Here is a 26197-nt window from a genome sequence, read left to right on the forward strand (position 1 = left end):
CCCCCTTCACCCTCTTCACCCTCTTCACTCCCTTCACCCCTGTCGCCCCCGTCGCACTCCCAGGGAGAGTCATGCCCGAGACCATGTCCCGCCTCGCCGGAACGCCCCCACTGCCCCGCTCCCCCGCGCCCCGGTTCCGCGGCCGCATCAGCGACAGCGGCGACGGGTTCTACCCGGCTCCGCACCGCTACGAGCTCTTCTTGTCGGAAGGGTGTCCCTGTTCCCGGCGCATCTCCCTCGCCCTCGGCCTGCTGGGCCTGCCCCGGTCGGTCCGCCTGACGCGCCTCGCCAGGCCCGCCGATACGCCGCACGCCCATGCCGCACTCCGTGACGCCTACGCGGCGTCGGCGTACGGCTACGACGGCCCGCTGACCACGCCGGTGCTGCTGGACCGCTGGAGTGGACGGATCGTCAGCAACCACACCCCCGACATCCTCCGCGACCTGGCGGGCCCACTCCGGGGACACGACGGCCTGGCGTCACTGCCGCTGTATCCACGGCATCCGGCCGGGGCTGTCCCTCACCTTCGCGACCTGCTCGACCGGGGCGTCTCCCCGTCGGCCCGGAGCGCGGCCGCGCCCGCCTGCTGAGCGGGCCCGGCCGCCCCGCCGGGCATCGGGACCGTCGGACGCACGTCGGTGAGCGGGAGTTGGCCCTTCAGCATGCGGCCGCCGTCGCCGGTGAGCCGCAGGTAGTAGTCCGCGGAGCAGGCGGTGCCGTCCTCGTCGAGGGCGAGGAAGCCCGAGTCCGCGGGGACGTGGGCGGCGCTCTCGGCCGTCTTGGCGATCTGGTTGCCCTCGTTGTACTCGTCGAACATGGAGATGTAGATGCCCTGGGCGCCGAGCCGGACCATGTTGTAGAACTGCCGCCACATGAAGTCGCCGTGGGCGCGCTGGCGCGACTGGACGTCGCCGGGCAGCACGCACGGCTGGTAGTCGATGCCGTGGGCGTCGCAGTCGGCCTGGTCCGGGGTGTTGACGTCGGCGTGGAAGCGGTCCGTGTCCGCGATGGTGCCGATCCTGCCCACCATCCACGGCGAGAGCATGTCGAAGGCGTGGTAGACGTCGAGGTAGCCGGGGCGGGAGTCCCCGGTGCCCGTGCGCCAGTGGGTGGGTACGCCGCCCATCACGTAACAGCCCTGGGATCTGAACCAGTTGACGACTTCCAGGCAGTCGGCGGCCGGCCACTTCTTGTTGTCCTCGTTGAAGCCGAAGCCCCAAATGCCCACGACGGGCCTGCCGTTCTGGACTGCGTAGGCGGCGGACGCGGTGTGGGCGCGCATCTTGTTCGTCCAGTCCGCGGGCAGCTCGGTGCGCATGTTCGTCCAGCCGGTGGCGTCGTACATGATGTAGAACTTCCGGCCGTGGTGCTCGGCGGCGCCGCGCACCTTGGCGGCCATGTCGTCGCGGGTCGGGCCCTCGGCGCTGTTGGGGTTGAAGCGCTGGAGCGCCGCGGTGTCGATGGCGTTCTCCCGCAGCCAGCGGAAGTGGGTGTCGACCGTCTGCTGGTCGTACGAGGAGAAGAGGGTCGCGGGCGAACCGTTGCCGAGCGGCGCGTACGCCGTCGGGTAGCCGCGGGCGTAGTCGCGCATGTCGGGCCAGCTGCGGATGGCGTTGTTGGACGGGGCGGGCGGACGGCCCCAGTCGCCGCTCCAGTGCCACCACCCGTCGATCGGCGCTCCGTCGCCCCGGCAGGCGAACCAACCCTGGTAGCCGACCGTTATCCGGCCGACGACGTCGCCGGGAGGGGACGCGGCCGACGCGCGGCCCGCCGCGGGGAGGCCGCCTGCGGCGACCACGCCGCCGGCCAGTGCGGACTTGATGACGGAACGTCGCGACAGGGGCATGGGGGTCCTCGCCTTCCATCCGAGAGGGGCGGGTGCATGACAACCCTGGGTGGTCGCTTCGCAGGTTTCAAGGTGAACGAGCGCAAAATGTCGACGACACGTCTCAAAATGTGCACCCCCGCCGGTCGGCGGGGGTGCACCGGAGCCACCCACGAGCATCTTGTACGGGCAGACCGCCGCCGCCTGCGGATCAGGGCGGCGGCGGCTCGGAGGCCCGGCGCGCTCAGACGTCCAACTCGCCCTCGATGCGCTTGAGTTGGTGGCGGGCCATCGCCAGGTTGGCCTGGCTCTTGTCGAGGGCCAGGTAGAGGAACAGGCCGTTGCCGTTGCGGGATTGGAGGAGGCGGATGAGGTGGTACTGCTCGTTGAGCGTGATGAGGATGTCCTCGATCTCTCCCTTCAGGCCGAGCATCTCCATGGTGCGGGCCTTGGCGCGGACGACGTCGGTGTTCCCGGCCGCCGCCACGGACAGGTCGAGATCCTTGCTGCCGCCGAGGGTGCCGAGGGCCATGCCGCTGTTGTAGTCGACGAGGGCCGCCCCCAGCGTGCCTTCGATCGAGGTCATGGCTTCCTTGAGGGCGGTTTCGGTGTTGTACATGTGGCTGTTGCTTCCTTTGCGTCGGTTGGGTTGACGTGCCTGGGGAGGCGTCATGGAGTGCCTCTTTCGGGTGGGATGTGCGGGGTTGGGGGATACGGGGCGGCGCTGCTCACAGGGCCTGGAGGGCGCTGCGCAGCCGGAGGAGCAGGTCGGTGTCGGGCGGGGCGAAGGCCATGCCCGACGACGGCTGCTCGGGAGCGGGCGACAGGGAGGCCGGAGGAGCCGGGGGCGCCTCGGGCGACCGGGGAACGGCGGGAGGCGGGACGCTCTCCGGCGACCGGCGAACGGCGAGAGGCGGAAGGGCCTCGGGCTGCCGCGCGACGGTGGCGGGCGAAGCGGCCTCCGGCTGCCGTGCGGCGGGCGGCGGTGGGGCCGGGAGGTCCACGAGCCCCGCGTGGGCGAGGCGGTGCAGATCGAGCAGGACGTGGAAGGCGGGGCGGCCGAGGAGCCGGGCGAGCTGGGCCGGGGTGCGGGTGCCGTCGGCGAGTTCGAGCAACGCGTGCCGGCGCGGCGGCACGACGGTGCCCGGCGGGGACGGGCGCCGCAGTGGCTGTGCGGTGCCGCCGGACAGGTCGGGTGCCAGGTCGTCGAGGAGGTGGCGGCGGCGCCGGGTCTCCTCCTCGACCCGCGCCGCCGGCAGCGGGTTCGGGACGCGGATCGCCGGGGCCGCTCCCGCGCGGAAGGACGGGGGTTCGGTGCTGGGCGCGAGGGCGAAGAACGCCGCGTCCAACACGGCGGTCAGCAGGCAGACTTCGAGCTCGCCGCGGGAGACGCGGCCGCTGTCGACCAGGAGCCGGGCGAGCGGGCGGCGCGGTCCGGCACGCGTGAGGAGCCGGTCCCAGTCCGCGCGCGGCATCCGGTCGCCGGCCGTGAGCAGGACGTCGACGCCAGGGGCGGCGGGGCTCTCGGCGTGGACGACCCCGCCGTCGGCGAGGTAGAGGGTTCCGGCGGCGAACCGCAGTGCTCCGGTGGCGCGTTGCCGGGCGTGGCGCAGGAGCGGGGAGTACCGGGTGGGCAGGGGGGCTTCCGGGGCGGGGGCGAGTGTCGTCATTCGAGGACCAGGTGTTCGGCGGCCTTGTGCAGGCGCAGGCGGGCGACAGCGAGGTTGCCTTGGCTCCGGTCGAGCCACAGGTGCAGGAAGACGCTGGTGTCCAGGGCGGTGTCGACGAAGCGCAGCAGGTGGTAGTGGGTGCGCGTGGTGACCATGAGGTCCTCCACGACGGCGCCCTGCGCCGCGCGCCCGGGGGCCGGGCGCGGGGGCGGGGGCGGGGACGCGGGGTCGCCTTTCGGGCGCTCGCGCGGACGCGCGACTGTGGAGGCCGCGGTGGTCACCGCGGTCACGGCGTTCGCGGCGGTCAAGGCGGGCTGGAAGGTGGTGAACTCCGAGGCCGTGCGGGCCAGTTCAGCCGTCTCCGCCGTGGTCTTCTCCGACAGTCCATGGGGCGGATTCCCGGCGGCGCCGAGCGCGAAGCCGGACGTCCAGTCCACGAGGGACGCGCCGCGCGCGCCCGGCAGGGCCATGAGTTCACACAGACATGCGTCAATACCTGGCACTTGGTGCCCCCTCCCCGGCGATACGCCACGGTCAGCGCCTCGCCGTGACGCGGAGGTTATGCAGAGAACGGGGCCCTCCGGGGAAACTGGCGCCTTCCAGCGCAACATGCCCGCGGTTGACGGACACGTGTCCGGTCGTGCCCCCTTCCGTGCCGCAAAGGGTCGCCACGGCGGACGCGACCCCGCGCACGGGCCGGACCGCACCGCGCTCGCCGGTGATGTGCGCGCTCCCGGCCCGCACACCGCCCCACACCGCGCCGCAGGGCCCCCGACCTGCCCCGACAGGGAGAAGCGACACCCGTACGAAGGGCCTCCGCGGCCCCTCGGGACGGGGCGCGAGGGCCCCTGGAACCACCGATCAGAAATCGGCCCGGGAACACCAGGCCCCGCCACCTTCCATCACATTGCGTGAGCGGGTCGGGGTGCGCCTCATCGGTTGGTAGACATACCCCCGCGATGCCGGAGACCGGCATGCGCGCACAACATCTGAGACACCCTCAACTCCCCTACCTGGGCTGGCTGTTGCACCACGTCACGGTGCGCTTTCCCCGGTGGAGACCGAGGGCCGGGCAAGGGGTGGGAAGCGATGACGGACGTGCGTGGGCTGGTCGATCCGGCAGGGTACGGGACCCTCGCGCGCGCCCTCGCCGAGTGCGCGTCCACCGCCGCCACCGCCCGCATCCGGGTCACGGGGCGCCCGGGCGGCGTCTTCCATCTGCGCGAGGGGCGCGTGATCGGCGTGGACAGCCCCGGCGCACCCGGCCTGGAGGCGCTGCTGCTGCGCTCGGGGCGGGTCGGCGAGACGGAGTGGGCGGCGGCACTCGCCGGGCGGGCCACGGATCCCGGGGCGGATCTCGGGGCGGACCTCGGGCCGAACCCCGGGCCGGAGGCCGGGCTGGTCGCGCGCGGGCACATGGGCGCGGCAGAGCTGCGCGTGCTGTCCATGATGGCCCGGCACGACGCGGCGTTCGCGGTGACGGCGGGCGAACTGACCGACTGCACCACGGACTTGGGCGCACCCGACGCCCTCCCGCTCGACGCCGCGTACGACACCCCTGCCGACGCGCACCGCGACCGCCCCGCCGACGCGCCCCACGACCGGTTCACCGACACCCGCCACGGCTTCTTCACCGACGCCCGCTGCGGCGACGAACCGGCCCGACTGCTGCGCGAGACCCGCAGGCGCCTGGCCGCCCTCGCCGCGTTCCCCCACCCGGTACGGCCGGACCGCGACCGGGTGGTACCCGCCACCGACCATCTGCCACCGCCGAGCCTGCCCGCAGTACGCCGGGAGATCCTCAGTCTCTGCGACGGGCGGCGCACACCCCGCGACATCGCCTTCGCCACCGGCCGCGCGCTCTACGCCGTGACCGTCGAGACCGCGCGCATGCTCGCCGAGCGGCTCCTGGTGCGCGCGAGCCGCGACGCTCCCCCGGCCTGGCCGCGCGAGCGCGCACCGCTGCCCGCCCTCGCCCGCCGCGGCCCCGGCCGCCCCGCCTCCCCCGCCGAGCAGGCCCCGCCGGCACCGGGCGCCGAGCGGGACCGGCTGCCCCGCCGCGACCCCGGCGCCAGCGGCTTCACCGGCGCGCCCACCGAACGCCCCCCACGCACATCAGCACACCGACGCCAAGGGAGCCCAGCGAATGGACCATGAAGAACTCACCGCGTACCTGCGGGAGTTGCGTGAGCAGTGGGCGGGGGTGACCGACTCGGCGGTGGCCGCCGTCGACGGGCTGCTCATCGCGGCCGACACGCAGGAGTCCCTCGACGCGGAGAAGCTGGCCGCGCTCGCCGCTGCCGAGCTCGGCCTGGCACAGCGCGTGACCACGGCCACCGACCGGGGCGCACTGCGCCGCGCGGTCTGCCACGGCAGCCAGGGCCCCGTGGCCATCTACGCCGTCGGCGACACGGCGGTCCTGGTCGTCCTCGGCGACGAGGGTCTCGACCTCGTCCGCCTCCACCAGGAGTCCAAGGCCATCGTCGACCGCGTCGACGCCCTCCTCACAGACAAGGCATGAACACCATGGCGACCAAACGCATCCCCCAGAACTTCTCGGACCAGTGCGTGGCGCTCACCAAGGCGCTGCGCACGGAGACCCCGGACTGCGTCGCCAGCGGCGTCGTCGACATGTCGACCGGCATGCTGCTGGCGTACGAGACCGTCGACAGCCACCCGCCGGAGGTGCTCGACCTGCTGGCGGGGGCGACGCTGGACCTGTTCCAGGGGCGCACCGTCATCATGATCGAGGACGTCTTCAAGGAGCGCAGGGGCGTCACCAACGACCAGCACTACTTCCAGGAGATCCTGGTGAACAGCGATCACCTCACCCACCTCTTCATCCGCATGAACCAGCGACAGGACGTCGTCGCCGTGGCCGTGTGCCGCAAGTCGGTGAATGTGGGAATGCTGTTCGCCCAGTGCCGCCGCGTGGTCAAGGAGTTCACCGGCATGTGAGGCCCTGAGGGGAGGGGGCGCCGGAGCGCTCCCTCCCCGTGGCGCAAACGCATCGCTGTGACCAACACCCCTGCGCCAGAGCAGAGTTACGTGTGGCGCACCGGCACTGCGACAGGGCATGGTGGGACAGAACCGGTGCGACATCGCGCCGTAGGGGGCCCGTTCCGCGGGCTCAACCGCAGGGAGTGGTGGACATGTCCGCGAATCTCCGGCGCATGAGCGCCTACGCGCACGGCAAGTGATCCCGGCCGGCCGCGCCGACCGCCGACGCACCCCTGCTCCAGAACATCGCGATCACTGATCGCCCCTCTCAGGCGTCGCCTCCGTCGGCCTCCGGCCCCTCCGGATCCGCAGCTCTGCCGGATCCGCATCCGCCCGGACCAGTCTCGCTCTGGCCAGCCCCTGGAGGATCGCCATGACCACCACACTGATCCAACTCGCCGTCGTCACGCCCCAGATCCTGCTCGCCGCCGTGATCGTGCTCGCCACGACCTTCCTTCTCGCGCTCTGCATCGCGGTCCGCGGCACCGCCCCCGAGGAGCGCGCGGCGGTCTTGCGCGCGTTCGCCCAACTGCTGCCCGTACGGCGCAGATAGACACGGACAGCGGTCGACGGGCGGCGAGCGGCGAGCAGAGGCCGACCCTGACGATCCCGTACACCCAGGTGATGACCTCCACCCCCGCACGTAGCACTCGAGTCGTACGGCAAAGCCCATACGCGGACGGATTCGGCGCACCCCCGGCCCCTCGTAACTTCTTGATCGGAACCACGGAGTTGATCGAGAGGCCATGGGTTGATGTACGGCAAGGCATTCGCGCCCGAGTACCAGGGCGAGCTCAGCGCGGAGCTCGGCGTGAACTCCTCCTACGAGGACGTTCTGGCGACGGCGGGCCGGGCCCGCGCCGAGGCGGCCACGCCCCTGGACAGAGCCCGTGCCGCCCTGGCGGTGGCCGAGGCCAACCGGCGCCTCGGCCGGGCCGGGGAGGCGCGGGCCGCATGGCGCGAGAGCTACCGCAGTGCGCGCACCGCGGGGGACGCGGGCGCGATGGCCTGGGCGCTGTGGAGCGGCGGCACCCTGGCCCGGCAGTGCGGCGCGCTGCCGCTGGCCCGCCGGCTGCTGACGTGGGCGGTCGCGCTCGCCTCGGGAAGCGGTGACCGGCTCGCGCACGGCTACTCGCTGGCGGGGCTCGCCGAGACCGGCCGCATCCAGGGCGACTACGCGGCGGTCGCCGAGTTGCACGAGCAACTCCTGGAGCAGGGGCGGGCGCACGGGGAGGCGCGCCACATGGTGTGGGCGATGTCCGGCATCGCCCAGATGCACCGCAACACCGGTGACTACGCGCGGGCCCTCGACCTCTTCGAGGAGTCGGCGCGCATCGCCACCGAGGCGGACGACGCCAGGGGCCGCGCCTGGTCGCTGCGCGGCGTCGCGGACATCCTGTCGCTGCGCGGCGAGCCTGACCGGGCCCTGGCCCTGCTCACGGAGGCCGAAGTGGTGTGCCGCGCCATGGATCTGGCCGGTGCGCTCGCCTACAACCACAAGATGCGCGGCAACATCCTCTACCGGGCCGGGTGGTACGAGGCCGCCCGCGTCACGTACGGGATCGCCCTGGAGGAGTTCGACGAGATGGGCGAGCCGCGCGGTGCGGCGCTCTCCCGGCTCGGCCTCGCCAAGTCCCGGGCCCGCCTCGGCCGCGCCCGGCAGGAGACACTCGCTGAACTCGCCGGCCTGGACGAGACGTTCGCCCGCATCGGCCTGAAGGGGGCGCGGGAGACGGTCGCCGCCTTCCGGGCCGAGGTGCTGTCGGAGCAGCCCGCGCCCGCTGCCAGGGCGGCCGCCTGACCCTTGGTCGGACCGGCTGCCGGTCCGGTCGGCTACCGGTCCGGTCGTCTGCCGGTCCGACCGCCCGTGGATCCGGCATTGTCAGTGGTGGGTGCGACGATCGCTCGCATGATGGAAACGGCTGGCGCGAGCCACGACTGGCGGGGATTCCTCACGCGGTGGAGCGAGGAGTGGGCGGACGGATGCGCTCCGGACGACATGCAGGGCGAGGGCGACGAGGAGGCGCGGCGCGCGCGGTGGCTGGGCTTCGCGCCCGCGCCGGACGCCCGCATCGCGGCCCTCGAAGCGCGCGTCGGGCACCGACTGCCGCCGTCCTTCCGGTCGTTCCTGGAGGTCACCGACGGCTGGCGGCACGCGGGCTGGTTCGTGTGGCTGCTCGCGGGCGCGGAGACGACCGACTGGCACGACGACGCCGCGGGCCTCGCCGAGATCTTCCAGGAGGACCTGGAGGAGGACGCGACGCGCGAGGAGATCCTGGAGGCCACGGTCTGGACCCGCGCGCTCGAACTGGCAGTGGAGTCCGACGCCGTGAGCGTCATGCTGGACCCGGGGGACGTGGACGAGCACGGCGAGTGGGCGGTGTACACGTGGGCGCCCTGGCGGGCCAGCCCGCCCGAACGGCACGCGTCCTTCTGGGAGTTCATGCAGGACGCCTACCGGGAGTTCCACCGCATGCGGGCCGACCGCGACGACCAGCCGGAGTTCGTGAACTCCACGACCGAGGAGCTGGACGCGCGGGCGGCGGAGGCGCGTCGGGACGCGCTGCGGGGCGACTTCGAGCGGGCCGAGGCGGTGCTCGCGGAGGTGCAGGAGTTCGGCAGGCCGCGCGCCGGGGCACTCCGGGACCAGATCAGGTGGCTGCTCGGCGACCGCTACATGTGCCGCTTCGACGGACTCGCCGCCGACCCCGTGTACGTGCGGGAGCTGCTGCCCGCGCTGCTCGCCGAGCACACGGGGCGCGCGGGCCGGTCCTGGGACGGCGGCGACAGCGACAGCGACAGCGACGACGGTCCGAGCGTGTCCCAGGTCCCGGGCGGCTCGGACGAAGTGCGCGCCGTGGAGCGTGAGGTGACGCGGCAGCTGCGCGAGGGCCGATACGCGTACAACCCGCCGGGGCCGTTCGGGGATGCCGTGGCGACGGCCCGGGAGCAGGCCCGCTGGGGCGGGACGGACGCGGCCTGGCGGACCCTGCTCGCCGCGGTGCCCACGTGGCAGCCGGCGGGCCCCGACCACATCGCGCCGGTCGGCCTCGCCGCCGACCCGCTGCTCGGCCCCCTGCTCACGCCGGAGCGGGCGCGGGCACTGCTGGCCACGCCGCGGGGCGAGGAGGCGACCGGTGCCGTCGCGACAGCCGTCGACGTGGACCCCGAGGGTCTCGCGTGGCTGGCGGGGGACCGGGACGGGGGCGGGCGCCGCGCGTACCGCTTCGTCCTGGCCGAGGGGGTGGAACCCGCCGCGCTGCCCGGCCTCGTGGGCGGTGAGGAGGGCGAGGATGCGGCGGTGCTGTACCCGCCCATGCTGTGGTGGGACGCGCGCCGGGCCCGGGCCGGTGGGCGGTCCTCCTCGTACGACGACAAGGCGCTGGCGGCGCTCGGCCGGGCCGCGCGGGACTGGAGCTTCGCGTTCGACGGGGACCCGCAGCCGTTCAACGACCAGCGGTTCGTCTCCCCTGCCGTAGCCGCCTCCCGGCACGGCCGCGCCGTGGTGGTCTGGGCGGCACCCGACGGCTTCGACCTCGGCGCCCTGTTCCACCTCTCCGTGGCCGAGCACGGCACAGAGAAGTACGCGTTCACGGTCCGTGGCGAGCGGTGCGAGCGCTTCGGGGAGATACCGGCCGAGCTGGCGCCGGAGCGACTGTTCCCCGAGATACGCGAAGGCGGCGCGTACCGCGAGGGGCGGGGCGAGGCGGACGCTCTGGCGGCGATCTCCGCCGCCTTCGGTGTCACGCTGCCCCGCCTCGCCCTCGACCGGGGACGGCTGCACTCGTTCGTCACCCGCTCCTGGACGCGCCCGCCGGGGCCGGGCGAGTCCTACCTGGTCATCACCATGGGCGCGACGACGCCGGAGGGGCCGGGCGCGTGACCGTGCCGGCTCCCGTGCCGGCCTACCCGGGGAGCGGGTCGGCCTCGACGCCGAGGGCCCGTTCCCAGCCGGGCACGATGCCGTGGGCGGCGAAGGCGCGGGCCAGTTTCCTCTGCGCGGCGGCAGGGACGCCGAGGTCCTTCGCCGCGGCCAGCACGGCGGCCCTGCCCTCGGTGAAGCCGTCGAGCGGAGTGAGGTACCGGGTCAGCGCCTGGTAGGCGAGCGTGTCGGTGAGGTCGGCGCCCAGCTCCTTGCGGGCGTCCCACAACGCCCCGCTGAAGACGGTCGAGTTGAGGTGCAATCCGTCTGCGCCAGTACTCGCACCCAAACCCGCACCCGCACCCGCAGCGAAGGTGGCCGTGGTCCGCCCGTCGTTCAGGTCGCGGACGGCGCACGCGCGCGGGGACTTCGTCCGGCACAGCCGCTCGCCGACGAGGCCCGCGTCCGGGTCGCTGTCGGGGACCTTGCGCACGGCGTTCTCGATGGAGTTGCCGAAGTAGTCGGCGAACGCCTCGTCCAGGGCGCCGGGTTGGCCCGCGTGGACGAGGCTTGCGGAGTGCTCGACCACGGCGTGCGTCATCTCGTGGCCGACGACGTCCAGGCCCGCGGCGGCCGGACGGTGCTCGGCGTCCCCGGCGCCGTACACCACCTTGTCGCCGTCCCAGAAGGCACTGGCCCCCGGCTGCCCGTCCTGGGCCACGCCCACCACGGAGTTGATGGTCATGCCGTGGCCGTCGAGGCTGCTGCGGCCGTGCTTCTTCTTGTAGTAGTCGTGGACCTGGGCCGCCGCCCAGTGCGCGTCCACGGCACCGGTCTCGGTCGCCGCCCTGCCGAACCCGGGGGTGGGCGAGGCGAACTCCTGGATGTCCGCGGGCCACTGCCCGGCCAGATCACCGGCTCGCTCTCCGCGCGCGTCCCAGGTGGACAGGGTGTGTTCCAGGCCGTCCTCACTGGTGGGGATGCGGGTGCGGTCGCGCAGCACGTAGACGCCGCGGGCCGCGTCGCGGTCGACCTCCAGCTTCACGTTCGTACCGTCGGGCCTCGCGTTCGTACCGTCGCGCCTCGCGTTCGTGCCGCCTCGGCGGTCGTCCGTGCCGTCGAGCCGGTCGCCCGTGCCCGTGCGGGCGGGGGCGAACGTCTTGATCCCGCTGTACTGCAGGACCGGGCGGCCCGTGCGGGCGTCGACGTAGACCTCGCGCAGCACCGGCGCGCCCGTCTCCGCGTCGCTGCCGGTCACCGTGACGTGCCGGGTGAGGACGCCGGGCCCGGCGGGCAGGACGACGAGGCCGTGCGCGCCCCCCTTGAGCGCGGCCCGCCGCGCGCCGAGGTCGCGGCGCACGGAGTCGACCGCGCGCTCGACGGCGCGCTCCTCACTGCTCTCGCTGCCCGCTCCGACCGAACCGCCCTCGCCGCCCCCTTCAACCTCAGCCGTCGCGCCCGTGCGCAATCCGGTGAAGTACCTGCCGGAGACGCCGGTGACGACGCGCGCGCCGTCCTTCTTCTCCATCCGGACGACGTACTCGCCGCCCAGGACCGGGACGCCCCGATGCCGCTGCCGGAGTCGCACGGTCTCCTCGTCCCCCGAGGTGACCGTCCCCGCGGGGATCAAGTCCCGCCGCGCGTCCGCGATCCGGTAGCGGCCCCCCTTGCCCTCCAGATAGGCGCAGGCCGCGTCCATCGCGCTTTCCGTTGCGCGCGTCTGCGCCTCCTGGCCCGGGACGGGGCGCGCGGGAGCCGCTGAGGCGACGAGTGCGGCGACGCTCAACAGCACCGCCGCACCCGGTAATCCGCTCCGCTGAGGTCTTCTGCCGCCGCTGCGGCCGCTGCGTCTCACCAGGTGACTCATGACGTCATAGAAGCGGTGCCCTGCCCCGCGCAGCAATGGGGCGCAGCACCGAATGGCGAAATCTGACTGTGTAAAGAAGGGGTAAATGGAAGGAGGGATCGAACTCCACGCCATCTCCACATGGACTTCATTGAGTCGTTAAATCTTTGGCCAACTCCCCAGATCAGGAGCGTTAATTACTCAATCTTTGGCAGAAATTTGTACTGGCGCCGAAGGTTAATGGGATGGCAAAGTGAGAGAAGCGCACTGCGCTGTCACCATCGACCCGACCACACCGCGTCCCCCGGCTTCCGCCGTTCGACGCAGGAGGCAGGCCACCTTGAAATCACTGATCGACAACGCCCGTTCCTTCGCCTCGACCCATGTCGCGGACCCACGGAACGCACCGGCCTTCGAGGCCCTCATGGCCGGGCAGTCGCCCGAAGCCCTCTTCATCACCTGTTCCGACTCGCGCGTCGTCCCGACCCTCATCACCGGGGCGCGGCCCGGCGAGCTCTTCGAACTGCGCACGGCGGGCAACGTCGTGCCGCGCTACCCCGCCGGTGGCCAACTCGCCCCCGGCGAAAGGCCATTCAGCGAGGCGGCCACCATCGAGTACGCGGTGTGCGTGCTCGGCGTCCGCGACATCGTCGTCTGCGGACACTCCCACTGCGGCGCCGTGGGCGCCCTGGTGCGGCGCGAGGACCTCTCCGCCGTACCCGCCGTACGCGACTGGCTCGAGCACTCCGTCGCGCCCGACGCACCCCTGCGCTCGGCCGTCCCCGCCTCCGTGGACGTGGCCGAGGCCGTGCAGACCCATGTGCTCGCCCAGCTCGACATGCTCCACGCCTACCCGTGCGTGAGAGAGCGGACCGCCACCGGCGAACTCACCCTCCACGCCTGGTACTACGAGGTCCACACGGGGGCCGTCCTCGCCCACCGTCCGTCGCGTGACGGCCGGCCGGCGTTCGATCCGCTGTGACGGCCGGCGCGCCCCACCGCCCGGCCCCCAGCACACACGACAGGATCCCCCACCACCATGCGCACTCTCCTGCCCCACCTCCGCGCGCCCTTCAGCGCGCTGCGTGAACCAGGCGTCGCCCGTCAGGACGTCCTCGCCTCACTCGTCGTCTTCCTGGTCGCCCTGCCGCTGTGCGTCGGCGTGGCCGTCGCCTCCGGGGTACCGGCCGAACTCGGCCTGGTCACCGGCATCGTCGGCGGCATCGTCGTCGGCTTCCTGCCGGGCAGCTCCCTCCAGGTCAGCGGGCCCGCGGCCGGACTGACCGTGCTCGTCTTCGAGGCGGTACAGGAGTACGGGCTCGGCATGCTCGGCGCGATCGTGCTGCTCACCGGCGTGCTCCAGGTCGTGCTCGGACTGCTGCGCTGCGGCCGCTGGTTCCGGGCGATCTCCGTCTCCGTCGTCCAGGGCATGCTCGCCGGCATCGGGCTCGTCCTGATCCTCGGCCAGCTGTACACCATGGCCGGGGCGGCCCAGCCGCGCTCGGGGGTCGACAAGATAGCCGGGCTGCCGGGGCTGCTCGGCGACACGCTCGGCGACTCGACCGCCCTCACCGCGGCCGCCGTCGGCCTCGGCACCATCGCGGTGCTCGTGCTGTGGCCGAAGCTGCCCGCCGCCGCCCGCCTGGTGCCCGCGCCGCTCGCGGCCGTCGCCCTCGCCACCGCCGTCTGCGCCGGGCTCAGCCTGGACGTGGCCAACGTGACGGTGCGCGGACTGTTCGACGCCATCCAGCCGCCCGGCCTCGGCGATCTGGCGGACCTGGGCGGCGTGGCCGTGCTCGGCACCGTCCTGGCGTTCACGCTGATCGCCTCCGCCGAGTCGCTGTTCAGCGCGGCGGCCGTGGACCGCATGCACGACGGGCCGCGCACCCAGTACGACAAGGAGCTCGTCGCCCAGGGCGTCGGCAACACCGTGTGCGGCGTGCTCGGGGCGCTGCCCATGACGGCGGTCATCGTCCGCAGCTCCGCCAACGTGCAGGCGGGGGCCCGCACCCGCCTCTCCCGCATCCTGCACGGCGCCTGGCTGCTGCTGTTCGCCGTGCTGCTCCCGGCGGCGCTCGGCATCATCCCCCTCGCCGCGCTCGCCGGTGTCCTGGTGCACGCGGGCTGCAAGCTGATCCCCGTCAAGGAGATCGTGCCGCTCGCCCGCGCCCACCGCGGCGAGGCGTTCGTCCTCGCCACCACCGCGATCGCCATCGTGGTGACCAACATGTTCGAGGGCGTGGTCCTCGGACTGGTCCTCGCCGTCGTCAAGTCCGCCTGGGACACCTCCCATGTGCAGGTCGACGTACGGGAGTTGACCGACGGACGGTTCGTGGTGACGCTCACCGGCAACGCCACCTTCCTGCGGCTTCCGCGCATCCTCGAGACGCTCGAGGCCCTGCCGAAGGACCGGCCCATCGAGCTGGACCTCACCGCCGTACGCCATCTCGACCACGCCTGCCGCACGACGCTGGAGAACTGGGCGCTGCGGCACAACGACTCCGGCACGGAAGCGGTGCGTCTCAAGACGCTTCCCGTGGCCGGTACCGGTGCCGAGGAGCCCGCAACAGCGCGGGCCGCGGGGCACTGAGCACGTCACCAACCATCACCGACCCATGGAGGGTTCACCGTGGAGAAGCTCATCCAGCGCATGACCGAGGAGTCCGTATGGCAGAAGTGGGTCGCCGCGAACTCCGCGCAGGGCGCGAAGGACGGGTGCATCAGCTCGACGCCCAAGAGCGGCTGCATCAGCGCCACCGGTAAGACCGGCTGCATCTCCTGACCCCTGTGCGGGGCGGCCACAGTGCGGTGGCCGCCCCGCCCCCGGGACCGCATGGCCGAGCACCCCCGTCCCTCACCGGAGCCCCCTTGAATCCCCTGCCGAACGCCGACGTCCTGGACCACATACGGGACATCCCCCTGTACCGCGGCGCCGTCGAGCGCGGCGACTTCCCCATCCTCGAGAAGCCGGAGATCGCCCGGGGCTTCCCCGACAACTGGATGACCCCCGCGCTGGAGCGCGCCCTGGAGTCGGGCGAGGCCGAGTTCGTCCTGTCGACCGGGACCAACCACGCCCGCATGCAGCTCATCCGGCCCCCGTACTTCCTGCTCCGCTCCTACTACCGGCTGTGGAGCGAGCACCCCGACCTCGGGGCGAGCTGGCACGACGGTGCGCGGCGGGTCTCGCTCACCACCGTCCTCGCCACCGAGCACGTGGCCCGCGTCAACGCCCGCAAGCCCGGCGCGACCCCGGGAGAGCGCTGGCTCGACGACCGCACCCTGTACCTCAACCGCCGCCTGGATCCGGCCGACTGGGACCGCGCCGAGGTCGAGCGGATGCTGGCCGAGATCCGTGAGGTCAGCTCCGCGCACCCCACGGGCGCCTACCTCCTGGACTGTTCCGCCCACCACCTCGCGCACCTGGTCGGCAGGGTCGACGCTTGGGGCCTGTGGGACGCCTTCCCGCGCCCCTCGGGCATCATCCACGCCTACGAGTACGCTCCGTTGAACGTCCGCGCGTATCTGCGCGCCCACTTCGACTGTCCCGTGGTCGACCTCTTCGGCAGCACGGAGCTGGGCTACCTCTTCTACAGCGACAGCAAGAGCGACAGCGCGGCGGACGGCGGCTACCGGCCCTATCTGCACGACATGAGCGTGGAGTTGATCCCCGTGGAGCCGGGCAGCGGCATCCACAGCCTCATCGTCACCAGCGTCCGCAACCCGTTCATGCCGCTCGTGCGCTACCGCTCGGGCGACTGCGTCCGCACCCGCGACGGCAGCGCCGACCCGGAGCGCATCGTCTCCTTCTGCGGACGCGAGAAGGAGCTGCTGCCGACGCCCGGCGGGCCCGTCGCCCAGGCCGACCTGGACGCCCGCATCACCGCGGTCTCGTCCCGCGTCTTCCTGCACCAGCTGCGACTGACCGGCGAGGGCCGGTGCCTGCTGGCGTACACGACCTTCGACGACGTACCGCTCGCCGCCGACCAGGAGCGCCAACTGGCCGCCTCGGTCGGTGCGTTGACGGGCCGTGCCTGCCACGCCGAGCAGAGCGCCCACATACCGATCGGACGCTCCGGCAAGTACGCCTGGCTGGCGCCGGGCACGCCCGGCTGAGCACGCACGGCCGGTCACGCCCCGCCCCCTGCCCCTGCCTCGCGCCACCGCCCCGGAACAGGACCCCGTATGCCCACCGCACCCACCCCCGCGCCCGCCCACGCCCCCACCGCCGAGGACCTGCTCGGCCCCGCCCTGCACGACGAGGTGGTGGAGCATTTCGCCGCCATGCCCGGCGCACCGGCCGCGCCCGTGGTCGCCACCCAGGTCCGCGAGTGTCTGCGCTACCTCTACCTGGTCTCGCGCCACCCCGAGCGGCTCGGCGGCCTGTTCCTGCCCGTGGAGCAGGACATCGACGAGATCTGGCACTACCTCATCCTGCAGACCCGCGAGTACCGGGAACTGTGCGAACAGCGCCTCCCCGGCGGCCACTTCATCCACCACCGGAGCATCTCCTACGACGCGTACCAGCGCTCTCCCGGGCGGGCGACGGCCGCCGAGGAGGCGCTGCGCTGGATCCCCCTCTACACCGAGGCGTTCGGGCCCTTCGACGAGGACGCCGTGGCGCACTGGACGGTCGTGCGGTTCCTCCACGACGAACTGGGCCTGTCCCTGGCCGAGATAGCGGACCTGTGACCGAGACGGTCCGGCGGAGCACCGGGGACGAGGCACCGCCCCCGGTGCTGCGCCGGGTCCTGACCGTCCTCGTCGTCTCGCAGGCCCTCGGCGGCGCGGGGATGGCAGCCGGGATCACGGTCGGTGCGCTGCTCGCCGAGGACCTGCTCGGCTCGACGGGGCTCGCCGGGCTGCCGACCGCGCTGTTCACCGCGGGGGCCGCCCTGGGCGCCGCCGTGATCGGGCGCATCTCGCAGCGCAAGGGCCGCCGCCCCGGGCTGGCCCTCGGCCACGGGGCCGCCGCGCTCGGCAGTGCCGGGGTGGTGGCGGGCGCCGCCGGCGGGTGGGCCTGGCTGCTCCTCACCTCGCTCTTCGTCTACGGGGCCGGGACGGCCACGGGGCTGCTCGCACGCTACGCGGGCGCCGATCTCGCACCGCCCGAGCGGCGGGGCAGGGCCACGGGGACGGTGCTGCTCGCGACGACTCTCGGCGCGGTCGCGGGCCCCAACCTCGTGGGGCCGACGGGCAGTTGGGCGCACGCCTGGGGCATTCCGCGCCTCGCCGGGCCGTTCCTGCTCGCGACGGTCGCCTATGCGGCGGCGGGCCTCGTCCTGTGGGTGTGGCTGCGCCCCGACCCCCTGTTCCTGGCCCGCCCCGCACCGAAGCCGACCGCCGAGAGGCAGACGCCCACCACTCCGCCCGCCGCACTGCCCGCCGGTGCGGTCACGGGCGCGACCGTGATGATCACGGCTCAGCTGGTGATGATCGCCGTGATGACGATGACACCCGTGCACATGACCGGGCACGGCCACGGCACGCAGGCCGCGGGGTTCGTCATCGCCCTGCACGTGGGCGCGATGTTCCTGCCGTCGCCGCTGAGCGGTCTGTTCGCGGACCGCTCGGGCCGGCTGCCCGTCGCGGCCGCGTCCGGCGCCGTCCTGCTGGCCGCGGGCCTCCTCGCCGCCCTCGCCCCACCGACCAGCGCGCCCCTGCTCGCCTGCGCCCTCGTCCTCCTGGGCATCGGCTGGAACCTGGCCCTGGTGAGCGGCACCGCCCTCATCACGGACGCCGTCCCGCCCGAACGCCGCGCCTCCGTCCAGGGCCTGGTCGACGTGGGCATGTCCCTGGCGGGCGCGACGGGCGGCATGGTCTCGGGCCTGGTGGTGGCGGGCGCGGGCTACCCCCTCCTGGCGACGGCGGCGGGCGTCCTCGCGCTGGCGGTGATCCCGGCGACGGCCCTGCGCGGAGCGGCCCGCTCTTAGCCCGCACGCGGCCCGCCCGTGGCCCGCACGCGGCCAGTCCCCGACCCGGCCCGAATCGGCCCGGCCCGACCCGGATCGCTGTCAGCCGCCACCCGTCGCCCGGCGGTCCAACTCCCCATGGTCGACCTTGCCGTTGGGCAGCCGGGGCAGGGCCGGTACGGGGACGACGCGCGCGGGCAGGGCGGTCGTGGGGAGGCTGTGCAGGAGGCGGGTCCGGAGCCCGAGTTCGTCGAGGTCCGCGTCCGTCCCCGCCATGACGACGAAGGCGACCGGGCGCGGCCGGGCCGTCGCGGTGACGCCGACGCCCGCCTCGGCGACGCCCGCGCAGTCGGTGAGGGCCTGCTCGATCTCGGCCCGCTCGACGCGCATCCCGCCGAGCTTCAACTGGTGGTCGGCGCGCCCGTGGAAGAGGAGCGCGCCGTCGTCGCGGACGGAGACGAGGTCTCCCGTACGGAAGCACCGGGTGCCGTCGAGGGTGACGAACCGCTCCCCCCTCGCCGCGGCCCGGCTCGGCGACGGCGAGGCCGGGACCCGAGAGGTACAGCTCGCCGGGGCCGCCGTCACTGCCGGGCCCGATGTGCGCGGTGACTCCGGTGACGGGGCGCCCGATGGGCACCGTACGGGCGGACGCGTCGGCGGAGGTGCAGGCGTGGACGGTGGCCCACACGGTGCACTCGGTCGGTCCGTACTCGTTGTGGAGGCGGACGCCCGGGAGGTGGGTGAGGTGCCGGGCCACGAGCGCGGGCGGGCAGCTCTCGCCCGCGACGATGACCGTGGTGAGCCCGCCGAGCCGGGCCCCGAGCCCGCCGCGCAGCGCGGTCCCGTACAGCGAGGGGACCATCAACAGGTGGGTGGCCGCGTGCTGTTCGGCGGCGCGCGCCAGCGAGAGGAGGTCGCCGGGCCGCCCGCCGGGCACGACGAGCAGCCCTCCGGTGGCGAGCGTCCACCAGATGCCCGCCATCGAGCTGTCGAAGGAGATCGACGAACAGAGCAGGAACGCGCCGACGGGCTCGCGGTAGTGGCGCAGGCGGGCGGCGGTGGACCAGCCGAGGGCGGTCGCGGAGACGGTGACGGGCGCGGGCAGTCCGGTCGAGCCGCTGGTGAAGATGGTGTAGGCGAGCGTGCCGCGCCGGCCGGTGAACCGGGGCGGGGGCGGGGAGCCCAGGTCGCCGGGAATGCTCAGCACGCGTGCGCGACGCACGCCCTCCGCCTCCGTCTTTCCCTCCGTCTCTCCCTTCGCCCCTCCCTCTGCCTCCACCTCCACCTCGTACGAGCCGCCATGCACAGCACGTATCCCCTCGACACCGCCCGCACCGCCCGCACCGCCCGTCGCGAGGACGAACCGCGCCCCGCTCGCCTCGCGCATCCTCCGTTGCCGCTCCGGCGGAAACCCCGCGTCCACCGGCACGTACCGGCACCCCGCACGCACCACCCCGAGCAGCGCCGCGACCGTCCACCGCGACGCCGTGCCGTGCACCACGACGGGCTCGTCGATGTCGGCGCCCTGCGTGAGCAGCAGGTGGGCGACCGCGCGGGAGGCCGCCTCCAGTTCGGCGTAGGTGAAGGTCCCGTCGTGGTCGGCGACCGCGGGCGAGGGGGCGCCGAGGTGGGCCTCGGCGAGGTCCAGGATGTGCGGCGGCCGCCCGGCGAACGGCGGGCCCGTCACGCGCCGCACGTCAACGGACCAGTTCCGCAAGGGCGTTCATGTAGCGGTCGACGGCACTCTCCATCCACGCCTCGCTGAACAGACGGGAGTCATAGGTGACGTAGCCGCCGGGCTGGTCGTCTCCCCAGCGCATGGTCCACAGGAACGGGAGCGGGACCGGCAGGGGCGGCCGGGTGTCCATCGACAGGGGGTCGAGCGCGAGGTCCTGCGGCCGCTGCGGGGCGCGGTCCGGCGGGCGGACGATCATCTGGAAGGCGGGTGCGACGTGGTGGCGGTCGGTCATCCGCTCCAGGAGCTCCGGGTTCTGCCGCAGGACCGGGACGAGGGGGATGTCGTTCGCGTACGCCTCGCGGCAGCGCGTGTCCACGCGGGGGCACAGGTCCGTCAGGCCGGCCGGTCCGGTGTGCGTCACGCGGATCTGCAGGACGTTGAGCAGGAAGCCGACCGTCTGCCACTCCGAGGGGATCCGGCCCGCCGTGATCACCGGCACCATCGCGTCGCCCGGCGGCAGCAGCGCGCCCACGAACGTGGTGAGCAGCAGCGTGAAGGGCGTCGTGCGACCGCGCCGGGCCGCCGTGCGCACCGCTCGGCGCAGCTCCTCGTCGACCCGGAACGGGTGCACCGCGGTCGGTCCCGGCGCGGCGTCCGGCGTCTCGGCGGGCAGCCCGAGCCGCTCCGCCCCGGCGAGCCGGGTGCGCCAGTACGGGAGCGCCTCACCGATGCGGGCCTGCCAGGCGTCGCTGTGGTCCTCCGCGGCGATGTCGGCGTACTGCATGACGTCGGCGCCGAGGGGCTTCTCGCCGCGCAGCCGAGCCGTGTACGCGGCGACGAGGTCGCGGGCGAGCACGTCCTGCGACCAGGCGTCCGCCGCGATGTGGTGGGCGACGAGGACGAGGACCGCGTCACCGTCACCCTCGCCCGGCTGCGCCAAGTAGGCCCAGAGGAGCGGAAGTTCGTCGTGCGGGTGCGGGCGCGTCGTCACCTCCGCGATCCAGTCGTCGGCGGACTGCTTCGCGTCGAGACGGGTGACGGTCAGGTGCGCGGGCAGGGGCGGGTGCACGCCCTGGCGCAGCGCCCCGTGGCGGGCCACCACGTCGTCGAGGGCGCGGCGCAGCACCGACTCGTCCACCGGGCCCCGCACCCGGTAGGCCGCGCGGACCAGGAAGCCCGGCTGCAGGACGGTACCCGGGAGCAGCGTCTCGACCAGGTGCAACAGCTCCTGCGCGTATGTCGCTTCGTGGATCTCCCGCGTCGCGCGCGGCGTGGCCGCCGTCATCGCGCCACCTCCTTCTGCCTCGGCCGTACGCGTACGGGCAGGCGTGTGATGCCGCTGAGGAACGTCGAGCGGGCCCGGCGGGGCGGACCCGTCACCTCGATCTCCGCGTACCGGGCGAAGAGTTCGGCGAAGAACAGGCGGAGCGTGACCCGGGCGATGCCCGCCCCCGCGCAGTAGTGCGGGCCCGCGCCGAACGCGAGGTGCCGGTTGGGGCGGCGGGCCGGGTCGAAGGTGTCGGGCCGGGCGAAGACCGCCCCGTCGCGGTTGGCGGAGCCCAGCCACGCCACGACCGGGTCGCCCGCGGCGACGGGCACGCCCGCGAGGTCGAGCGGGCGGCGGGCGTGGCGCATGAAGTGGCGGGCCGGCGAGGCCCAGCGCAGGGCCTCCTCGACGCCGCTGTCGAGGAGTTCGGGCCGGGTGGCCCAGTCGTGGTAGCCGCCGGTGCGGGTCAGTTCGAGCACGGCGGCGGGCGGGACGTGGGCGAGGGTGACGCTCGCGCCGAGGAGCAGGCTGTAGCAGTTGGAGAGGACCTCGCCGGGGGTCAGGCGGACGCCGTCGACCTCCATCGCCAGGAGGACGTCGACCAGGTCGCCGCCGTCCCCTTCGCGCGGGCGGCGCCGCCGGTCCCGTACCAAGTCGGCGAAGTAGGCGAACAGTTCGCGGTGTCCGCGCTCCAGGGTGGCCTCGGGGCCCTCGGGCAGCTGGTGCTCGGGGTCGTCCTCGGCGGCGCACATCAGGGCCAGGCGGACCAGGTGGGGGCGGTCGCGGGCGGGCAGCCCGAGCAGCGGCCCGAGCACCACGAACGGGAGCTGGGCGCAGGCGGCGGAGAGGTCGAACGTCCGGTCCTCACTGCCTGAACCGGCCCGGCCGGCCGAACCGGCCACACCCGCCGAACCGGCCGGACCAAGAGCACCCGCCGAACCGGCCGTACCCGTTCCGGACAGCAGCTCGTGGATCCCCGCCCGGATCTCCTCGCTGTGCGCCTCGGCCGAGCGCAGCCGCAGCGCCCGGTGCAGCGGCGCCCGCATCCGGTCGTGCCGGGGCGGGTCGGTGACCGCCATCTGGCGGCCCCCGGCCGGGTCGTGGCGGCCCAACAGGCTGAGCAGCGTGCCGCGTTCGGAGGTGAAGCTCGCGTGGTCCTCCAGGACCCGCTCGACGTCCGCGTACCGGGTCACCGACCAGAAGCCGAGCCCGTCACCGGCCGGCTGCCAGTGCACGGGGGCGTGCTCGCGCAGGCCGCGCCAGGCGGCGTACGGGTCGCCGTCGGCGTACAGGTCCGGGTCGGCGAGGTCCGGCCACGAGGACGGCGGCGGGAGTGAGGGCGGGGCGCTCATGCTCACGCCCCGTGCCGCGCGGCGCCGTCCGCGCCCTCGACCGCTCCCCCGCCGTCGCCGTCCCGTGCCGCCGCCTCCACGGCCACGGCGAGCGCCGCGACGGTGGGCGTCAGGAAGAGTGCGGCGGCGGGCACTTCCACGCCGAACTCCTGGTCGATGGCGAGCTGGAGCTCGGCGGCGAGCAGGGAGTCCCCGCCGAGTTCGAAGAAGTCGTCGTCGACGCCGATCGGCGCGATCTCCAGGCCGGTCCCCCAGAGGGCGGCGAGTCTGTCCTCGGTGGCGGTGCGGGGCGCCACATAGTCGGAACTCATGCCGAGCGTGTCGCGCGCGAGCGCTCCGTCGACTGCGAGTCGGTCGTCCACCGGCATCAGCCTCCCCCAAGGCAGCGCGACACGGCGTCCGCCGATGCTGACACCGGGGTGCGCGGGCGACAACGACGCTTTTCGGTCAGCCGCCGTCGCCCGCCCCCAACGTCGCAGCCCAGCACCGATGCGGCGGGTTCCAGGGCTGTTCGGGGACGGCCCCGCACCACTTCGGTTTTTTCCAGAACCGCTCCCCCGGCTGCCCGGGAAGCCGCTCCCCGGGCCTACTTCGGGGCGGCGAAGTCCCAGACCGCGCCCGTGCCCGGCCCGACGACCAGCTTCGAGTGGCCGATCTCCTCCACGTGCCGCTCCTTCGCGGGCCGGTTGAGCCCGAACGTGAGCTGCCGCAGGCCCGCCTGGTCGCGCGAGGCGACCGCGTCGAGCCGGATCGTGGTGCCGCCGCCCTGCGCCACGGCACCGCCGTCGGCCGTGGTCCGGACGGCGAAGCCCCCGGCGCGCAGCAGCGGCACGGTGTTGCCCAGGTCGCGCGCGGTGACGGCGAGCCGGACGGAGGTCACGTCGCGCATCTGGTGGTCGCGGTAGTCGTCCGGCAGATAGCGCTCGCGGCCCACGTCACCGGGGTAGTTGGGCGGCTCCGTCCTGCTGCGCGGGTCGGCGAAGTACTCCGGCAGGTACTCCATGCCCCAGGCGCCGAAGGCGTCGTACTGGTCGGTGGTGAAGACGGCGTCGAACCACGGCACGGGCACGCCGTCGCCGAAGTCGCGCGTCTGCCGGAACCGTACGGGTTCCGGCACGCCCTCGTCCTTGAGCCGCTCGGCCGCCGTGTTCAGCCCGCCGGCCCGCTCGGCGGAGACGCCGAGGCCGGTGGAGCCGAGGGTGCCGTCCTGTCCGGGCACGTCCCCGATGCCGAAGAGTTCGACGTAGGTCTCGCGGCCCTTGAGGTAGCGGCCGGTCCAGGTCTCGCCGCCGGACCCGGTCGTGGTGCGGACCTCGAAGTTGGCGAACTCCCGGAGGTAGGCGGAGTGTTCGATGGCGTCGGCGGTCTCCCGGTCGAGCACTCCGTAGGCGTGGTTGAAGAAGAGCACCTGTCTCCCGGACGGCGGTCCGCCGTCGTCGGCCCGCGCCGTGCTCGCCCCTTCGGCGCCGACTCCCGTGAAGACGGCGGCGAGGGAGACCGCGAGCACCATGACCATGCGCGACATCGACATCCTGGGCATATTTCGCAGCAACATGACCGCGATCGTAATCAACTCCGGTCACTTCAGGCGGACTTACGCACGATCCCGGCCCTCCTGAACGTCCTGCACTCCGCCCTCTCGCGGAACACCCGGACCACCCGTGACACCCGGACCACCCGGACCACTCGGAACGCGCGGATCACGCAGGGGCTGCGGTTCGCGGAGCGGCCCGGCCAGCAGGGACAGGGCGGCCACCGCGAGCCCGCAGGCGGCCGCGATGACATGGCCGAGGTCCCAGATGGTGCGGTCGCTGATCATGGGCGTGACGAGCGCGGCGAGGACGCACGCGGCCGCGACGAGCCGCACCCGGCCGCGCATCACGAGGACGGCCGCGGCGACGGAGGCCACGAGCATGTAGCTCACGCCGACGTCCGTCGAGTAGATCAGCTTCTCCGACGCCCGCCCGGTGTTGATCTGGTTCTGCAGCAGCCCCTCCGTGATGAGCGAGCCGAGCACGTGGCCGGACAGGGCGATGAGGATGAGCCGCGGCGTCCCGTAGCGCCGCTCGGCCCACGCGACCACGGTGGCGAAGGCGACCGCGTACAGGGCGAGGCCGCTGCCCCGGTCGGCCACCCAGAACGCACTGGTGGCGAGGACGTCGAGGGCGTCCCGGCGGAGCTCGAACAGGCTGGTGCTGTTGACCCGCGTGAGCACGTCGACGAGGCGCGGCGGGGAGGTCGTCTGCACGAGCGTGAAGCAGGTGAAGACGGCGATGTAGCCGAAGGTGGCCGGGGCCGAGAGCACCCACGCGTGCAGCCTCCGGGTCCAGGGGACCGCGCGGTCGACGAGCCGCCCCACCCGGGGGACCCGCCGGCCGACGGCCTTGAGCAGGTACCAGGAGACGACACAGGCCAGCAGGACCGGGATCAGCATGGGCGGCTCGCTCTCACCCGGCCATGATGGTCGATCGTCATCGCAATGCTGGTAAATGGCAGCTTTTATCCGGGCAAACTCGCCCCGGCCCACGACTCACTTCCCGAGCCAGGATTCACTTCACGAGCCGGGCCAGCTCCGTCCCCGCGAGCAGGAACGCCCCGACGGCGAAGTCCGCGGTGCTCTCGTAGGTGACGGGCTGGCTGGACTCGGGCCGGTCGCCCACCTTCTGGACGTAGCCGAGGAATCCGTCGGGGTGCACGGCCGTCGTGACGAGTCCGTGCCAGGCCCGGGCGGCGACCGCCTCGTGGGCCGCGCGGTCCACGAGCCCGGCCCGGAGCGCGTACGCCGTCCCGTACAGGAAGAAAGAGGTGCCGCTGGTCTCGGGGCCCGGCAGATGGCTCGCGTCGGCGAGGTTCACGTTCCAGAAGCCGTCCGCGCGCTGGACCGCCGCGACCGCCTTGACCAGGCGGACGAGGGTGGCCCGGTACTCGGCGGTGTGGCGCCCGCCCGCGGGCAGCGCCTTGAGGGTCTTGACGTGGCCGCCGGCCACCCAGCCGTTGCCGCGCGACCAGAGCACCGGACGGCCGCCGGGCGAGACGATGCCGCCGGGCAGGAACCGCTTGTCCCGGTACCAGAGCCCGGTGGCGTCGTCGTGGAGGCCCGGCCCGCCCTCGGTGTGCTTGGTGTGGCCGTAGAGGCGGTGGAGCTTGTCCCAGTACCGGGGGTCGCGGCGCAGGGCGCCGAGGCGGGCGAAGGGCGGCATCGCCATGTGCAGGGCGTCGTCCCACCACCAGTCGTCGTTCTTGTCGGGCCGGTCGGTGACGGTCATCCCGTGCAGGCACGCCTCGATCGCGGCGAGCTGCCGCTCGTCGTGCGCGGGGTCGAGCTCGTACAGGTCGAGGTACGCCTGGCCCGCGCACTGGTTGTCGGCGTGCCGGGTGGTGACGCCGCCGCCCAGCCCGTACGCGTGCTTCTCCGCCCAACCGCGCGCGTACGTCAGGTACTTGGCGTCGCCGGTGAGGCGGTGCAGGGCGAGCAGTCCGCTGAAGAACGTGGCGTTGGCCCAGCCGTTGTCGCCGGGGTCCGCGTGGGCGCCGGTCCAGTGGTCGGCGACGCGGCGCAGCACCTCGATCACGGCGCCCCTGGGCGGGAGCGCGCCCACGGGTCGCGCGGGGGCGGCTGTCGCGGGGGCGGCTGCCGCGGGGCCGGTGAACCAGGGCTGCGCGGCGACGGACGCGCCGAGCGCGGCGCCACCCACGAGGAAGGTTCGTCTACGCATGTGAACAGCTCCTCCATACGCGAATTTGCGAGCGGGCCCATCCTGCGCGACGGGCCCCCAACTGTCCACGGC

At 73.6% G+C, this 26197-nt stretch carries 24 protein-coding genes and 2 pseudogenes; 13 read left to right on the forward strand and 13 right to left on the reverse strand.

The genetic code is table 11. From position 1 onward, the window contains the following. Positions 1-71: 71 nt before the first annotated feature. On the forward strand, positions 72-590 hold the full coding sequence (locus ACQB60_RS13970; protein ID WP_496926266.1) for a glutathione S-transferase family protein: 519 nt from the start codon (positions 72-74) through the stop codon (positions 588-590). Here ACQB60_RS13970 and ACQB60_RS13975 read toward each other — a convergent pair. The 4 genes and pseudogenes from ACQB60_RS13975 to ACQB60_RS13990 form a co-directional block, all read right to left on the reverse strand. Next, positions 587-1846 (reverse strand): annotated as a pseudogene (locus tag ACQB60_RS13975) (glycoside hydrolase family 99 protein); the annotation flags it as partial. The gene ACQB60_RS13970 and the pseudogene ACQB60_RS13975 sit on opposite strands and share 4 nt — an antisense overlap. A gap of 223 nt (positions 1847-2069) precedes the next feature. After that, positions 2070-2444 (reverse strand): hypothetical protein, encoded by a 375-nt coding sequence (locus ACQB60_RS13980; RefSeq protein ID WP_496926267.1) that lies wholly within the window; start codon positions 2442-2444, stop codon positions 2070-2072. A 109-nt stretch (positions 2445-2553) separates the two neighbouring features. Continuing rightward, a complete protein-coding gene (locus ACQB60_RS13985; RefSeq protein ID WP_496926268.1) occupies positions 2554-3495 on the reverse strand; it encodes a transcriptional regulator in 942 nt (313 codons plus the stop codon). Further along, the gene (locus ACQB60_RS13990; protein ID WP_496926269.1) at positions 3492-3998 is read right to left on the reverse strand and encodes a hypothetical protein; all 507 of its coding nucleotides are present in this window, start codon (positions 3996-3998) and stop codon (positions 3492-3494) included. Before ACQB60_RS13990 ends, ACQB60_RS13985 begins: the two co-directional genes overlap by 4 nt. A 586-nt stretch (positions 3999-4584) precedes the next feature. Here ACQB60_RS13990 and ACQB60_RS13995 point away from each other — a divergent pair. From ACQB60_RS13995 to ACQB60_RS14020, 6 genes are all read left to right on the forward strand, one after another. After that, positions 4585-5652, forward strand: a complete 1068-nt coding sequence (locus ACQB60_RS13995) for a MarR family transcriptional regulator (protein WP_496926270.1) — start codon at positions 4585-4587, stop codon at positions 5650-5652. Continuing rightward, on the forward strand, positions 5642-6016 hold the full coding sequence (locus ACQB60_RS14000) for a roadblock/LC7 domain-containing protein (RefSeq protein ID WP_496926271.1): 375 nt from the start codon (positions 5642-5644) through the stop codon (positions 6014-6016). Before ACQB60_RS13995 ends, ACQB60_RS14000 begins: the two co-directional genes overlap by 11 nt. A gap of 5 nt (positions 6017-6021) precedes the next feature. Then, the gene (locus ACQB60_RS14005; RefSeq protein ID WP_496926628.1) at positions 6022-6453 is read left to right on the forward strand and encodes a hypothetical protein; all 432 of its coding nucleotides are present in this window, start codon (positions 6022-6024) and stop codon (positions 6451-6453) included. 415 nt (positions 6454-6868) lie between these two features. After that, a complete protein-coding gene (locus ACQB60_RS14010) occupies positions 6869-7048 on the forward strand; it encodes a hypothetical protein (protein WP_496926272.1) in 180 nt (59 codons plus the stop codon). A 201-nt stretch (positions 7049-7249) separates the two neighbouring features. Continuing rightward, positions 7250-8296 (forward strand): tetratricopeptide repeat protein, encoded by a 1047-nt coding sequence (locus ACQB60_RS14015; RefSeq protein WP_496926273.1) that lies wholly within the window; start codon positions 7250-7252, stop codon positions 8294-8296. A gap of 108 nt (positions 8297-8404) precedes the next feature. Beyond that, on the forward strand, positions 8405-10378 hold the full coding sequence (locus ACQB60_RS14020) for an SMI1/KNR4 family protein (RefSeq protein WP_496926274.1): 1974 nt from the start codon (positions 8405-8407) through the stop codon (positions 10376-10378). A gap of 22 nt (positions 10379-10400) precedes the next feature. Here the strand turns inward: ACQB60_RS14020 and ACQB60_RS14025 are convergent, their stop codons facing one another. After that, entirely contained in the window at positions 10401-12056 is a 1656-nt protein-coding gene (locus ACQB60_RS14025) for a M4 family metallopeptidase (RefSeq protein WP_496926275.1), read from the reverse strand. Positions 12057-12543: 487 nt separating this feature from the next. Here ACQB60_RS14025 and ACQB60_RS14030 point away from each other — a divergent pair, with 487 nt between their 5' ends. The 6 genes from ACQB60_RS14030 to ACQB60_RS14055 all read left to right on the forward strand — a co-directional run bounded on the left by ACQB60_RS14030 (position 12544) and on the right by ACQB60_RS14055 (position 18133). Then, positions 12544-13185: a carbonic anhydrase gene (locus ACQB60_RS14030; RefSeq protein WP_496926276.1), complete on the forward strand. Its 642-nt coding sequence runs from the start codon at positions 12544-12546 to the stop codon at positions 13183-13185. Positions 13186-13242: 57 nt separating this feature from the next. Next, positions 13243-14793, forward strand: coding sequence for a SulP family inorganic anion transporter (locus ACQB60_RS14035; RefSeq protein WP_496926277.1), 1551 nt, complete (start codon positions 13243-13245; stop codon positions 14791-14793). Positions 14794-14832: 39 nt separating this feature from the next. Beyond that, a complete protein-coding gene (locus ACQB60_RS14040) occupies positions 14833-14985 on the forward strand; it encodes a hypothetical protein (protein ID WP_384849973.1) in 153 nt (50 codons plus the stop codon). An 86-nt stretch (positions 14986-15071) separates the two neighbouring features. Then, on the forward strand, positions 15072-16316 hold the full coding sequence (locus ACQB60_RS14045; RefSeq protein ID WP_496926278.1) for a hypothetical protein: 1245 nt from the start codon (positions 15072-15074) through the stop codon (positions 16314-16316). A gap of 69 nt (positions 16317-16385) precedes the next feature. Continuing rightward, positions 16386-16892 (forward strand): glycine-rich domain-containing protein, encoded by a 507-nt coding sequence (locus ACQB60_RS14050; protein WP_496926279.1) that lies wholly within the window; start codon positions 16386-16388, stop codon positions 16890-16892. Beyond that, positions 16889-18133, forward strand: a complete 1245-nt coding sequence (locus ACQB60_RS14055) for an MFS transporter (protein ID WP_496926280.1) — start codon at positions 16889-16891, stop codon at positions 18131-18133. Before ACQB60_RS14050 ends, ACQB60_RS14055 begins: the two co-directional genes overlap by 4 nt. Positions 18134-18214: 81 nt before the next feature. Here the strand turns inward: ACQB60_RS14055 and ACQB60_RS14060 are convergent, their stop codons facing one another. The 8 genes and pseudogenes from ACQB60_RS14060 to ACQB60_RS14095 form a co-directional block, all read right to left on the reverse strand. Next, on the reverse strand, positions 18215-18697 hold the full coding sequence (locus tag ACQB60_RS14060; protein WP_496926281.1) for an AMP-binding enzyme: 483 nt from the start codon (positions 18695-18697) through the stop codon (positions 18215-18217). 13 nt (positions 18698-18710) lie between these two features. Next, a pseudogene (locus ACQB60_RS14065) lies at positions 18711-19808 on the reverse strand (AMP-binding protein); the annotation flags it as partial. A gap of 1 nt (position 19809) precedes the next feature. Then, positions 19810-21075, reverse strand: a complete 1266-nt coding sequence (locus tag ACQB60_RS14070) for a condensation domain-containing protein (RefSeq protein ID WP_496926282.1) — start codon at positions 21073-21075, stop codon at positions 19810-19812. Next, a complete protein-coding gene (locus tag ACQB60_RS14075; protein WP_496926283.1) occupies positions 21072-22409 on the reverse strand; it encodes a cytochrome P450 in 1338 nt (445 codons plus the stop codon). Before ACQB60_RS14075 ends, ACQB60_RS14070 begins: the two co-directional genes overlap by 4 nt. A 2-nt stretch (positions 22410-22411) precedes the next feature. Next, entirely contained in the window at positions 22412-22771 is a 360-nt protein-coding gene (locus ACQB60_RS14080; protein WP_496926284.1) for a phosphopantetheine-binding protein, read from the reverse strand. A 224-nt stretch (positions 22772-22995) separates the two neighbouring features. After that, positions 22996-23925, reverse strand: a complete 930-nt coding sequence (locus tag ACQB60_RS14085; RefSeq protein ID WP_496926629.1) for a DUF5829 family protein — start codon at positions 23923-23925, stop codon at positions 22996-22998. Between the two features lie 78 nt (positions 23926-24003). After that, positions 24004-24843 (reverse strand): rhomboid-like protein, encoded by an 840-nt coding sequence (locus ACQB60_RS14090; protein WP_496926285.1) that lies wholly within the window; start codon positions 24841-24843, stop codon positions 24004-24006. A 115-nt stretch (positions 24844-24958) separates the two neighbouring features. Next, a complete protein-coding gene (locus ACQB60_RS14095; RefSeq protein ID WP_496926286.1) occupies positions 24959-26125 on the reverse strand; it encodes a glycoside hydrolase family 88 protein in 1167 nt (388 codons plus the stop codon). Positions 26126-26197 lie beyond the last annotated feature (72 nt).

It is taken from the genome of Streptomyces odontotermitis, from assembly GCF_050510915.1.
Lineage (GTDB): Bacteria > Actinomycetota > Actinomycetes > Streptomycetales > Streptomycetaceae > Streptomyces.

Bases quoted from the DNA above. Each gene is read 5' to 3' on its own strand.
- ACQB60_RS13970 (WP_496926266.1), top strand. From the start codon at position 72: ATGCCCGAGACCATGTCCCGCCTCGCCGGAACGCCCCCACTGCCCCGC.
- ACQB60_RS13980 (WP_496926267.1), bottom strand. From the start codon at position 2,444: ATGTACAACACCGAAACCGCCCTCAAGGAAGCCATGACCTCGATCGAA.
- ACQB60_RS13985 (WP_496926268.1), bottom strand. From the start codon at position 3,495: ATGACGACACTCGCCCCCGCCCCGGAAGCCCCCCTGCCCACCCGGTAC.
- ACQB60_RS13995 (WP_496926270.1), top strand. From the start codon at position 4,585: ATGACGGACGTGCGTGGGCTGGTCGATCCGGCAGGGTACGGGACCCTC.
- ACQB60_RS14000 (WP_496926271.1), top strand. From the start codon at position 5,642: ATGGACCATGAAGAACTCACCGCGTACCTGCGGGAGTTGCGTGAGCAG.
- ACQB60_RS14005 (WP_496926628.1), top strand. From the start codon at position 6,022: ATGGCGACCAAACGCATCCCCCAGAACTTCTCGGACCAGTGCGTGGCG.
- ACQB60_RS14010 (WP_496926272.1), top strand. From the start codon at position 6,869: ATGACCACCACACTGATCCAACTCGCCGTCGTCACGCCCCAGATCCTG.
- ACQB60_RS14015 (WP_496926273.1), top strand. From the start codon at position 7,250: ATGTACGGCAAGGCATTCGCGCCCGAGTACCAGGGCGAGCTCAGCGCG.
- ACQB60_RS14020 (WP_496926274.1), top strand. From the start codon at position 8,405: ATGATGGAAACGGCTGGCGCGAGCCACGACTGGCGGGGATTCCTCACG.
- ACQB60_RS14025 (WP_496926275.1), bottom strand. From the start codon at position 12,056: ATGGACGCGGCCTGCGCCTATCTGGAGGGCAAGGGGGGCCGCTACCGG.
- ACQB60_RS14035 (WP_496926277.1), top strand. From the start codon at position 13,243: ATGCGCACTCTCCTGCCCCACCTCCGCGCGCCCTTCAGCGCGCTGCGT.
- ACQB60_RS14050 (WP_496926279.1), top strand. From the start codon at position 16,386: ATGCCCACCGCACCCACCCCCGCGCCCGCCCACGCCCCCACCGCCGAG.
- ACQB60_RS14070 (WP_496926282.1), bottom strand. From the start codon at position 21,075: ATGACGGCGGCCACGCCGCGCGCGACGCGGGAGATCCACGAAGCGACA.
- ACQB60_RS14075 (WP_496926283.1), bottom strand. From the start codon at position 22,409: ATGAGCGCCCCGCCCTCACTCCCGCCGCCGTCCTCGTGGCCGGACCTC.
- ACQB60_RS14085 (WP_496926629.1), bottom strand. From the start codon at position 23,925: ATGGTCATGGTGCTCGCGGTCTCCCTCGCCGCCGTCTTCACGGGAGTC.
- ACQB60_RS14090 (WP_496926285.1), bottom strand. From the start codon at position 24,843: ATGCTGATCCCGGTCCTGCTGGCCTGTGTCGTCTCCTGGTACCTGCTC.
- ACQB60_RS14095 (WP_496926286.1), bottom strand. From the start codon at position 26,125: ATGCGTAGACGAACCTTCCTCGTGGGTGGCGCCGCGCTCGGCGCGTCC.